This window comes from Flammeovirga kamogawensis (genome assembly GCF_018736065.1).
GTDB classification, from domain to species: Bacteria; Bacteroidota; Bacteroidia; order Cytophagales; family Flammeovirgaceae; genus Flammeovirga; species Flammeovirga kamogawensis.
On record NZ_CP076128.1, the window covers coordinates 50,589 to 61,809 of the forward strand.

General features: G+C 32.1%; 11 protein-coding genes. 5 read left to right on the forward strand and 6 right to left on the reverse strand.

What is annotated here, in order from left to right; genetic code table 11:
* Nucleotide 1 precedes the first annotated feature (1 nt).
* Complete coding sequence (locus KM029_RS00230) at nucleotides 2-367, forward strand: DUF7009 family protein (RefSeq protein WP_144074795.1); 366 nt, start codon at nucleotides 2-4, stop codon at nucleotides 365-367.
* A 64-nt stretch (nucleotides 368-431) separates the two neighbouring features.
* Here the strand turns inward: KM029_RS00230 and nadB are convergent, their stop codons facing one another.
* The 4 genes from nadB to KM029_RS00250 all read right to left on the reverse strand — a co-directional run bounded on the left by nadB (nucleotide 432) and on the right by KM029_RS00250 (nucleotide 4,318).
* Nucleotides 432-2,009 carry an L-aspartate oxidase gene (gene nadB, locus KM029_RS00235; protein WP_144074796.1) on the reverse strand — a complete coding sequence of 526 codons (1,578 nt, stop codon included), beginning with the start codon at nucleotides 2,007-2,009 and terminating at the stop codon, nucleotides 432-434.
* Nucleotides 2,010-2,085: 76 nt separating this feature from the next.
* The gene (gene nadA / locus KM029_RS00240) at nucleotides 2,086-3,078 is read right to left on the reverse strand and encodes a quinolinate synthase NadA (protein ID WP_144074797.1); all 993 of its coding nucleotides are present in this window, start codon (nucleotides 3,076-3,078) and stop codon (nucleotides 2,086-2,088) included.
* 93 nt (nucleotides 3,079-3,171) lie between these two features.
* Nucleotides 3,172-3,339: a hypothetical protein gene (locus KM029_RS00245; protein ID WP_158631112.1), complete on the reverse strand. Its 168-nt coding sequence runs from the start codon at nucleotides 3,337-3,339 to the stop codon at nucleotides 3,172-3,174.
* Nucleotides 3,340-3,490: 151 nt separating this feature from the next.
* A complete protein-coding gene (locus tag KM029_RS00250; protein ID WP_144074798.1) occupies nucleotides 3,491-4,318 on the reverse strand; it encodes a mechanosensitive ion channel family protein in 828 nt (275 codons plus the stop codon).
* A gap of 121 nt (nucleotides 4,319-4,439) precedes the next feature.
* Here KM029_RS00250 and lpcA point away from each other — a divergent pair, with 121 nt between their 5' ends.
* Nucleotides 4,440-5,024 carry a D-sedoheptulose 7-phosphate isomerase gene (lpcA, locus tag KM029_RS00255; protein ID WP_144074799.1) on the forward strand — a complete coding sequence of 195 codons (585 nt, stop codon included), beginning with the start codon at nucleotides 4,440-4,442 and terminating at the stop codon, nucleotides 5,022-5,024.
* Here lpcA and KM029_RS00260 read toward each other — a convergent pair.
* Nucleotides 5,021-7,213 carry a tetratricopeptide repeat protein gene (locus tag KM029_RS00260; protein WP_144074800.1) on the reverse strand — a complete coding sequence of 731 codons (2,193 nt, stop codon included), beginning with the start codon at nucleotides 7,211-7,213 and terminating at the stop codon, nucleotides 5,021-5,023. The genes lpcA and KM029_RS00260 overlap by 4 nt on opposite strands.
* 79 nt (nucleotides 7,214-7,292) lie before the next feature.
* A complete protein-coding gene (locus KM029_RS00265; protein ID WP_144074801.1) occupies nucleotides 7,293-8,099 on the reverse strand; it encodes a hypothetical protein in 807 nt (268 codons plus the stop codon).
* Nucleotides 8,100-8,302: 203 nt separating this feature from the next.
* Here KM029_RS00265 and cysC point away from each other — a divergent pair, with 203 nt between their 5' ends.
* The 3 genes from cysC to cysN are packed head-to-tail and all read left to right on the forward strand — an operon-like array spanning nucleotide 8,303 to nucleotide 11,156.
* Entirely contained in the window at nucleotides 8,303-8,911 is a 609-nt protein-coding gene (cysC, locus tag KM029_RS00270) for an adenylyl-sulfate kinase (protein ID WP_144074802.1), read from the forward strand.
* Nucleotides 8,912-8,926: 15 nt separating this feature from the next.
* Nucleotides 8,927-9,832 carry a sulfate adenylyltransferase subunit CysD gene (cysD, locus tag KM029_RS00275; RefSeq protein ID WP_126614258.1) on the forward strand — a complete coding sequence of 302 codons (906 nt, stop codon included), beginning with the start codon at nucleotides 8,927-8,929 and terminating at the stop codon, nucleotides 9,830-9,832.
* A 13-nt stretch (nucleotides 9,833-9,845) separates the two neighbouring features.
* Entirely contained in the window at nucleotides 9,846-11,156 is a 1,311-nt protein-coding gene (cysN, locus tag KM029_RS00280; protein WP_144074803.1) for a sulfate adenylyltransferase subunit CysN, read from the forward strand.
* Nucleotides 11,157-11,221: the final 65 nt, after the last annotated feature.

Sequence of the window (11,221 nt, forward strand, 5' to 3'; positions counted from 1 at the left end):
TATGAAATTAAGATTAAAAGACAACAGTATTCGATTAAGATTGAATGTAAACGACCTTAATACATTAAATAATGATGGTGAGGTATGGGAAGTATCTCAGTTAGGAAAAACATCTTTTACCTATGGAGTAAAATCAATAGAAAGAGGTGAAATGAGTGCTGAAATGGAGAATAATCGTTTGAAGTTCTGCTTAACAGTTGATCAAATTAAAGAATGGATAGAGACTAGTAAAGTAGGTTATTCTTCTATTCAAAATAACGAAGATGGCTCAGAATTAAAATTGTTGATTGAAAAAGATTTTAAATGTCTTACTGATAGAGATGAAGACGAAAGCAACAATTTTGAAAACCCTAACAAAACTTGCTAGAAAGTAGTACTTAAGTAAAAAGGATTATGATTAATGTAGACATTTTATCATAATCCTTTTTATTTTATTCGTAATCTATAGAGTAATGTAACCCAATGTTCTCATGCCTATTTTTAGCCCCACCAATTATAAGGTAGGTTATTGTAATCATATTTCTCAATTCGCAGAGAGGTTGTGAGATAACTGTTTTTTTGTAGAGTTCTTCTGTCTCATCATATATTAATCCTGTACGTTTAAAAGCTCTTGCAAGTCTTTCATCTGAACGTACAATACCAACATAATTAGACATCACTCTTTGTAGGTCACTTCTTGATTGAGAAATTAAAACCATTTCTTCAGGAACAGATGTTCCATCTTTATTCCATTCAGGAATATTTGTTGCCCAATCAGTTTTGTCTATTAATTTTAATGATGTTTCGAAGGCTTCATGTGCATAAACTGCAGCTTCAAGTAAAGAATTTGAAGCTAATCTATTTGCTCCATGTAAACCAGTACAAGTACACTCTCCGCAAGCTAATAAGTTATTAATAGAAGTCTCTGCTTTTGTGTTTACCACAATACCACCACATAAATAATGTGATGCAGGTGCAACAGGAATAAAATCTTTCGTAATATCAATTCCCTTGTCTAAGCATTTTTTATAAATAGATGGGAAATGAGATTTTAATTCTTCTTTATTGATTTCAGAAGCATCTAACCAAACATGGTCTTTTCCTTCTTTTTTCATTTCAGAGTCAATTGCTCTAGCTACGATATCTCTTGGAGCTAGAGAACCTCTTTTATCATATCTTTTGACAAAATCTTCACCTTTACTATTTTTAAGAATAGCACCAGCGCCACGCATTGCTTCAGTAATTAAGAATGCATTTCCATGGTTTCCTCTTTCGTAAAGTGCTGTAGGGTGGAACTGTACAAATTCCATATGTTCTACATTGCCTTTTGCTCTGTAAGTCATGGCAATTCCATCTCCAGTAGCAACACTAGGGTTAGTTGTTGTATTATATACTTGACCAATACCGCCAGTAGCTAATAAAGTTACCTTAGATAAAATAGTTTCAACTTCGCCAGATAATTTATTTAAGGCGTAAACACCATAGCATTGAGTGTCTTTACGGTAACGTGTAACATCTTCACCTAGATGATGCTGTGTGATTAAATCGACAGCAAAGTAATCTTGCAGAATCTCAACGTTATCGTATTTTTTAATAGTATCTAAAAGAGCTCTTTGAATTTCTTGCCCAGTTACATCTTTAAAATGCAAAATTCTATGGTCCGAGTGTCCACCTTCTTTTGCTAATTTATAGTCGCCATCATCAGATTTATCGAATTGAGCTCCCCAATTAATTAGCTCTCTAATTCTATCGGGTCCATTTTCAACTACGAGTTTTACAACTTCTTCGTTGTTAATGTGAGACCCGGCAACTAAAGTGTCATTAATGTGTTTTTCATAAGAATCATCAGCATCTATTACCGCTGCTATCCCACCTTGTGCATACCTAGTATTACTTTCAAAAGGTTCATCTTTAGTAATCAAACAGATTTTTGGATGATGTTTTTTCTTTTGATAGAATTCACAAAGTTTTAAAGCATAACTAAGTCCGGCTATACCAGATCCGACAATTAGAAAATCTACTTTATTCATTGATAAATAAGGGGATGTGAGCTGATGAATAAAAAAGCTGTTTCTGACCTTATTGGTATGAAACAGCTTTTACTAATTATGATAATTCAAACATTCTTTCAATTGAACCGATCGCTTTTAATCGAATGTCTTCTTCAACATCAACTTCAGGATATTCATATTTTAAACAATTGTACACTTTTTCTAAGGTATTCATTTTCATGAAGTGACATTCAGAACATGCACATGTATTATCTTCTTTTGATGGTGCTGGAATTAAATTCTTATGAGGAACTGCTTCTCTCATTTTATGTAGAATTCCGGCTTCTGTAGCTACAATGTAAGCATCAGCGTCATCTTCTTGAACAAATTTTAAAAGTGCAGCAGTAGATCCTACAAAAGCAGCAACTTTTAATAAAGGCATTTCAGATTCTGGGTGAGCTATAATCTTAGCGTGAGGATATTCTTTATGTAGGTCAAGGATTTTCTCTAATGCAAATGCTTCATGCACTACACAAGCTCCGTCCCATAATAACATATCTCTACCTGTTTCTTTCATGATATACTTACCCAAATTTCTATCGGGAGCAAAAATGATTTTCTCGTCTTCAGGTAAACTATTTATAATTTTTAATGCATTTGTAGAAGTAACAGTTATATCTGTATAAGCTTTTACTTCTGCAGACGAATTAATATAAGTAACTACAGTATAATCAGGGTGAGCTTTTACAAACTCAGAAAATTCTTTTGGAGGAGCAGCTTCTGCTAAAGAGCAGCCTGCTTTAAAATCAGGTAGGATTACCTTCTTTTGAGGATTAATAATTTTTGCTGTTTCAGCCATAAAATGAACACCTGCAAATAATATAATATCAGCATCAGTATCCGCAGCTTTTTGTGCTAAGGCCAAACTATCACCAACAAAGTCAGCAAGATCTTGAATTTCTGCATCTTGATAATAATGGGCTAAGAAGACAGCATTTTTCTCTTCTTTTAAGCGTGTTATCTCTTTTTTGAGATCAACAGGATTATTCTCCATTACATCAATGAAACCCAATTGATCTGCTCTATCTTTAAGCTCTGTTGTAAGCATTTTTCAATAAATCTTCGATTAGTATATCGATGCAAAGATAATCAATCTTTGTCAATTGAACTGCTTAATAGAGAGGTAAAGTATATTATTAGATTAAATTTTTGGACATTTTTTACAATGCTTTCCTTTTCTCTTATATTTTTTACAACAGTCTTTCTTTTTACATGGAGTGTCATCAGAAAAACTAGAATCGTTCATATTCAACATTTCTAGTAAACGATTACTAGTTGCACTTCTGAATATTGGATCTTGTAAATTCATATTGCTTTTATTTAGATTAATTCTACTTAATGATGCAATATAAGTTAAATTGGATTAATTCTAAATAAAGAACAGTAAAAAAAATAAAATGAATAAAAAAAAGCTGCTCCCTAGAGGAAACAGCTCTTTGTAAAGCTTTTTATTGCTGTAATTATGATTGTTTCATATGCACAACTCTCTGTGGGAATGGAATTTCAATACCATTGTCATCTAGAGCAAGTTTAGCAGCTTCTGTTGTTTCAAATAAGAAGTTCCAATAATCATCAACACTAATATGTACTCTTAATTGAAGATCTACAGAGCTATCTCCTAGGTTTACTACCCAAACTACTGGCTCTTCAGGGTCTCTTAAAACCCTTTTGTCGTTGTTTGCAATATTTAAAAGCACGTCACGAGTTTTTTTAATGTCTGCATCATAAGCAATACCGATAGGTACATCGCAACGTACAAAACCTTCTCTTGTATAGTTTTTAATTACTCCTCCAGCTAATGCACCGTTTGGAATAAATATATGTCTTCTATGTGGAGTTTTGATTGTTGTAGCAAATAAACCAATATCTTCTACTGTACCTAAGTGACCTTGTGCTTCAATTAATTCTCCTTTTTTGAAGGGACGTAAAGTAAGTACAAGTGCTCCTCCAGCAACGTTTGCAAGTGATCCTTGAAGTGCTAAACCAATAGCTAAACCTGCAGAACCTAACATAGCAATAAATGAAGTAGTTTCTACTCCTGCCATTCCTATTGCTGTAACCATAATAATTACTTTTAGCGTAATCTTGGTTAGAGAGACAATAAAGTCAATTAAGGCGTGATTGTTATTAGATTTCTTTTTTACTTGACTAGCTACTACATCTCCAATTTTATTTGCGATATAGAAACCGATGATTAAACAAGCTAATGCTTGTACGACTTTGAAACCATAAACAGTTACAATATGCATTGCTTCTGTTTGGAATTCTGATAAGTCTTGTAATTCCATTATTGAGTTATTAAAATATTAATTCCGTTAATTTATGTAAAATTAATATTTTTTTTTAGAATTTAGCATAGCGTTAAACAAATTGTTATTGTACTTTTCTGCTTTAAAAATTAAGGAAAAAATGGCTGAACATAAATTATTGATAGTAGGGGAGTTAAAAGAAGCTGCTGAAGTTCTCAATCGTTTTTTATCAGATGAAAAAAATATAGAGGCTATTGATAAAGCTTCAGATTTAATTGTATCGTCTTTTAAAAATGAGGGTAAAGTAATGTCTTGTGGAAATGGAGGTTCCCATTGTGATGCCATGCATTTTGCAGAAGAGTTAACGGGCAGATATAGAGAAGATAGACCTTCTTTAGGTGCTATTGCCATTTCCGATCCTAGTCATATTTCTTGTGTAAGTAACGATTATGGGTTTGAATATGTGTTTTCGCGATATTTAGAAGGTGTTGGGCGTAAGGATGATGTCCTTTTTGCGATTAGTACAAGTGGAAATTCTCAGAATATTATTAATGCAATTGAAGTTGCCCATAATAAAGGGATTAAGGTAGTAGCATTAACTGGTAAAGATGGAGGGAAAATGGCTGGTTTAGCAGATGTTGAAATTCGAGTGCCTCACTTTGGTTTTGCAGACAGAATTCAAGAAATTCATATTAAAATTATCCATATTTTGATTCAACTAATAGAAAAGAAAATGGCGTATTAGTCATTTTTCTCAATATATTCAAGGGGGAGTTGCACTGTAAATGTAGCTCCTCCTTTTTGGTTATTAAAAGCACCTAATGAGCCATTATGTTTTTGTACAATACGTTTACAAATCATTAGACCAATACCAAGCCCTTCTTTCTTAGTAGTGTAAAAAGCCTCAAAGAGGTGGTCTGCATCTTTAATTCCACCACCAGTATCGCTAATACTAATACAAATATTTTTCTTTCTTAACTCCGTATTTATTGTAATTGTCTTAATATCTGTGCTGTTTTCTTTTACAGCTTGGAATGCATTATCAATAAGATTAATAAATACTTGAGAAATTTTACCTCCTAAACATGTTATTTCAGGAAGGTCAGATTGATATTCTTTAATAACTTCTATCTCATCATATTTGTATTTTTTGTAGATAAGATTTGTTACATTTTCAAGGTTGTCATTTACATTAAAAGGTAAAGCATGTCCGTTGTTATTTCTTACAACATTTTTTAAATCTGATGAGATTTCTATAATTCTTTTTACACCATCTTCAATTCCTTCTAGTAATAATATAGACTCTTCAATATCTTCTAAAACTTCTTCTTTATTGGCAACATCTTGATCTTTAATTATTTCAAAAACTTCTTTTAAATTCTCACTAATTGGTGTGATATTGTTCGAAATAAAGTTAGTGGGATTGTTAATTTCATGTGCAACTACAGCCATCATTTGACCCACTAAAGCTAATTTTTCAGACTTTTCTAACTGTTTATGCATCATTTGTGTTTGATTAAGGCTGTTTTCCAATTCCTTATTTTTCTCTACAAGTTGCATGTTTAGTTCATGTTCTTCAATTGCCTTTTGATCAATTATTACTTTTTGTTGATTGATTTCCTTTGCCTTCTCTTTTAATTTAATGCTAAACTCATGAATACGTTTTCTCTTATTATTTATAAGATAGATTACAGCCCCTAAAAGAAGTAAAAGAATAAAAAAGGCAATAATAAAATACTCTTGATTTTTAATTTTAGTTTTAGCTAAAGTATTATTCTGATGTAATTCATCAATTTCTTTTTCTTTTGATGCCATCTGAATAGAATTTTCTAACATCTGAGTTTTTCTAGCTTGTTCAGCATCTTGATAAAGGTAGAGGTAGTAAAGTTGTTTTTTAAGGTACTTGTTTTGATTATGAATATCACCTCTTTTTTCATAAGCATTAGAAAGTATAGATGTTAATAACAACGCTTCTTGTAGTGCAGGTAGATCTTCAGCAATTTTTAAACCTTTGTCAGCAAATTGGATTGCTCTTGTTAGTCTGTTTTGGGCAAGATAAACTTTTGCAATTTTCTCTAAGACTTTTGCTTGTTGTAAAGGTGATTTTAGTTTTACAAATCCTGTATATGCTTCTTGATAATTTCTAAGAGCATCATCTAAACTATCTTCAGAGCTGTAAAAATAGGTGTCACCAATGGCTGCTTTACAAGAATATTGAATACTATTGTAATCGATATCTTCACTTAGTTTTAGTGCTCTCTGAAATTCATTTCTAGCATAAAATGGGTTTCCAGCAGCTAAATAAGCATCACCAATACTTTTTAATGTTGCAGCTCTTCCTTGTATATTATTAGTCTTATCTCTAACTACTAGTGACCTTTTATAGTTTTCTAAAGCCAATTCATAATGTCCATTACTAAGTTGAATATCACCTAAATTCATATAACAATACCCAGACATTTCTAAATCGTTGATTTTGTTACTTACCAACAAAGCTTCTTTCATGTTTTTAAGCGCTTTATATTGGTTTCCTTGAAAATGGTATAACTGCCCTATATTGATGTAGGCATATCCTTTTTGAACAGTATCATTAGATATGTCAGCTTGTAACAATGCTTGTTTATAATAATCAAGTGCTAGCGTATAATTCCCTTTATTTCTACAGGCAACGCCTATAAGGTTAAGTACTTTAGGTCTTTTAGAATAAGTTTTACTATTCTCTGTAATTTTTAATATTTCTTCTCCGTATTTAATTGCATCATCTGGATTGAGATCCCTAGATTCCCACATCAGTTCCATTAGAATATCAGCCTTTTGATCTTCTGATGCATTAGCTAACTGAACCTTCAAATCATCGACATTAGCCTGTTGTCCAACACAAACGGAAAGAGAACTTAAATAAAGAAGAAAAATAAGTGTGTAAAAATTATTCATTTGGATAGATGTACCAGAGCTAGTGGGAAAGTAAGTAATAGGGTGGAAATATAAGAAACTAATCTTAAACGTATAAATTTTAAACGTTAATCGTATTTAAGTTGAGTATAAACTTATTACTTCCATTATTGTAAATCGGAAAATCGCCCATTTCCTCTTTAGTAAACTTACATTTTTCATTGCAATTCCAATAAAAAGTGAATGCAGTTGTTTGTTCTAATAATTTAAATCCAAGTTTTTCAAAGCTTATTCCATTAGACCAATCAGAATCGGTGTATGTCATAATATCATCCGGAGAATATTCAACAATAAAATGTTTAAGTAATTTTCCTAAACCGCCAATAACTGTAGTACCATTTTTATTGCAATATCTTATAAGTTCATATGATTGATGTACCAATCCATCTCTGTTATTCATTTTTCTTTTTCCACTAAAAGAAGCAACAGCATAAAGCTCATTTTCTAAATAAAGGCCAAATTTAATTTTTGCAGTTGTAGGAAGGTTAGTGTGATTTTCTTTTAAGAAGTCATTTAATGTATGAATATCAATTCTTTTTGTTGTCAGTTTTCGTGCATATATAACTTCTGATCTTCCTAAAGCACCCATTATTCTAGATATACAAGCAGCCTTATGATTTAGCCATGTATCTTGCCACAAGTGAATTATGTGATTACCATTCAAAGTGGGGGGGAAATCAATTAAAGAAGTAGGTGAATGCCAATGTTTAGTTTTTTCTGAAGGGCATATATAATGTATAGAAACAGCATATTCAGGTATATTTAACCATTGATATGGAGAGATCACTTTATCAAAAGTAAAAGTAGATACAATTTTATTACTATCTAATAATAGAATGAGTGATTCTAATTCTTCTTGAATCTTCATTTTAAATATTTGTTTCTTTAACTTTAAATGGTTAATAAATTGAAATATTTTATCAAAATGGATCTAAAATTATCATTTTGATAATGTAATAATCAATTTTTTTTGAAAATCTTTGTAATCAAAATCACTTACTCTATATTTGCCTATTAAATATATAGGGTAATAGAGTTAATAACATTTCTTACTCTTAAGTAATTAAAGATATGAGCGAAGCTACAAATATTCATCCTATTTTCAACTCTCTTTTATCAAGAGAAAAAAAGGAAGAATTATTAAAACAAAACGGAATTGTTTTGTGGATGACTGGTTTATCTGGTTCTGGAAAAAGTACATTGGCAAGAGCATTAGAGTTTGCTTTAAATGACTTAGGGTATTTTACTATGCTACTAGATGGAGATAATCTAAGAACTGGAGTAAACAGTAATTTAGGTTTCTCTGAAGAAGATAGAATGGAAAACGTTCGTCGTTCTGCAGAAGTATCTAAGTTATTTGCATCAGCAGGTATAGTAACTATCTGTTCTTTAATCAGTCCAACTGAAGAAATTAGAGAAGCAGCTCAAGATATTATAGGTAAAGAAGATTTTTATCAAGTACATATTGATTGTCCTTTTGAAGTGTGTGCGGAACGCGATGTAAAAGGTTTATATAAAAAAGCATTGGCAGGAGAAATTAAAAACTTTACAGGTTTAGATTCTCCATTCGATATTCCTGCAAATCCATTTGTACGTATTCCTACGGACAAGCAAAGCCTGGAAGAAAGTTTAAAACAACTTGTAGAAGCTGTTTTGCCAGTAATTAAATTATCAGAATAATTAATTAACAAAAGAATGCAGTCTCATACACTGACACACCTTAAACAACTAGAATCTGAAGCGATATATGTTTTCAGAGAAGTTGTGGCGCAATTTGAGCGTCCAGCGATGCTCTTTTCAGGAGGAAAAGACTCTATTGTGATGTTACATTTAGCTAGAAAAGCTTTCTGGCCTGATAAAGTACCATTTCCATTAATTCATGTAGATACTGGACATAACTTTCCAGAAGCAATTGATTATAGAGATTGGTTAGTAGAAGAATATGATCTTGATTTAATCGTTGGGTCTGTTCAAGGATCTATTGATAAAGGAACTGCTGTGGAAGAAAGAGGAGTAAACCCTTCTAGAAATGGTTTACAAGCAATTACTCTTTTAGAAACTTTAGAAGAATATAAAGTGGATGCTGCCTTTGGTGGTGGACGTAGAGATGAGGAAAAAGCAAGAGCTAAAGAACGTTTCTTCTCTCACCGTGATGAATTTGGGCAGTGGAATCCTAAAAACCAACGTCCTGAATTATGGACGTTATATAATGGACATTATAACGAAGATGAGCATTTCCGTATTTTCCCAATTTCAAATTGGACGGAAATGGATGTTTGGCAATATATCGCTTTAGAGAAAATTGCTTTACCATCTATCTATTTTGCACATAAGAGACCAGTTGTAGAACGTAATGGAATCTTGTTAGCGGAGTCTCCTTGGAATACTCTATTAAAAGATGAGAAGTACGAAGAACGTTTAATTCGCTACCGTACTTTAGGTGACATGACATGTACTGGTGCAGTACTTTCTGATGCCGACGATTTAGCTGGAATTATCCAAGAAGTAGCTTCTTCTAGAACTACAGAGAGAGGAAACAGATCTGACGATAAACGATCTGAAGCAGCAATGGAGGAAAGAAAATTACAAGGTTACTTCTAAACAATCTACAACTATGAGCGAATCAGTATTAAATAATCCAAGTATTAAGAGAGAGGACAATGCAGCTGCAGTTGATCAATCGTATATGGATATGGATTTACTACGTTTCACTACAGCAGGTAGTGTAGATGATGGTAAAAGTACTTTAATTGGTCGTTTGATGTATGACACAAAGTCTATCTTCGAAGATCAATTAGAAGCGATCGAAAAATCAAGTAAATCACGTGGTGACGAGAATGTAAACTTAGCTCTTCTTACAGATGGTTTAAAAGCCGAAAGAGAGCAAGGAATTACAATTGATGTTGCTTATAGATATTTTGCTACACCTAAGCGAAAATTTATTATTGCTGATACACCTGGTCATATTCAGTATACTAGAAATATGGTTACGGGTGCATCTACAGCAAACTTGGCTATTGTTTTAGTTGATGCTAGAAATGGTGTTATTGAACAAACAAGACGTCATACTTTTATTGCTTCTTTATTAAAAATTAAACACATTGTTGTTGCTGTTAACAAAATGGATTTAGTTGATTATTCTGAAGAGCAATTCAATAAAATCAAAACAGATTTCTTAGCAATGTCTGATAAAATTGGTATCGAAGATATTCGTTTTATACCAATTTCGGCATTAAAAGGAGATAATGTTGTTGATGACTCAGAAAGAACTCCTTGGTATAAAGGTGGTGCATTATTGAGTAATCTTGAAGCAGTTGAGATTGACGAAGATCATGATCTAGTAAATGGTCGTTTTCCTGTTCAAAGAGTTATCACTCCTGAAAAATCTGAGTTTAAAGGATTTGCGGGTAGAGTAGATGGTGGTATTCTTAAAGTAGGAGATGCAGTAGTTGCATTACCTTCAGGAGCAAAATCTACAATCAAATCTATTGAAACAATGGATGGTAAATTGGAAGAAGCATTTCCTCCAATGTCTGTGGTATTGACTTTAGAAGATAATATTACAGTTGAAAGAGGAGATATGTTAGTGAAAGCTGATAATCTACCAGAAAAAGCAACTGAAATTACTGCTACTTTATGTTGGATGAACCAAAATTCTCTAAAGGCAGGAGCAACTTATATTTTACGCCACACTTCTAATGAGGTAAATGCTGAAATAAAGTCTATTGATGAAAAGCTAGATATTAATACGATGCAAAATATCAGCGAAACAACTGAACTTAAAATGAATGAAATTGGTAAAGTGGTAATCACTACTGAATCTCCAATTTTTGTTGATAAATATAAAAAGAACAGAGCAACAGGTAGCTTAATCTTAATTGATAAAGAAACTAATGAAACAGTTGCAGCAGGAATGATTTCATAATTATTTTTCTTTGCATAAAGAAGGGAGTTTACACAATGTATTCTCCCTTTTTTTGTGCTTAATTT

Coding starts and splice junctions, on each gene's coding strand:
- KM029_RS00250 (WP_144074798.1), bottom strand. CDS start 4,318: ATGGAATTACAAGACTTATCAGAATTCCAAACAGAAGCAATGCATATT.
- cysC (WP_144074802.1), top strand. CDS start 8,303: ATGAGCGAAGCTACAAATATTCATCCTATTTTCAACTCTCTTTTATCA.
- KM029_RS00245 (WP_158631112.1), bottom strand. CDS start 3,339: ATGAATTTACAAGATCCAATATTCAGAAGTGCAACTAGTAATCGTTTA.
- cysD (WP_126614258.1), top strand. CDS start 8,927: ATGCAGTCTCATACACTGACACACCTTAAACAACTAGAATCTGAAGCG.
- cysN (WP_144074803.1), top strand. CDS start 9,846: ATGAGCGAATCAGTATTAAATAATCCAAGTATTAAGAGAGAGGACAAT.
- nadB (WP_144074796.1), bottom strand. CDS start 2,009: ATGAATAAAGTAGATTTTCTAATTGTCGGATCTGGTATAGCCGGACTT.
- KM029_RS00265 (WP_144074801.1), bottom strand. CDS start 8,099: ATGAAGATTCAAGAAGAATTAGAATCACTCATTCTATTATTAGATAGT.
- KM029_RS00230 (WP_144074795.1), top strand. CDS start 2: ATGAAATTAAGATTAAAAGACAACAGTATTCGATTAAGATTGAATGTA.
- lpcA (WP_144074799.1), top strand. CDS start 4,440: ATGGCTGAACATAAATTATTGATAGTAGGGGAGTTAAAAGAAGCTGCT.
- KM029_RS00260 (WP_144074800.1), bottom strand. CDS start 7,213: ATGAATAATTTTTACACACTTATTTTTCTTCTTTATTTAAGTTCTCTT.
- nadA (WP_144074797.1), bottom strand. CDS start 3,078: ATGCTTACAACAGAGCTTAAAGATAGAGCAGATCAATTGGGTTTCATT.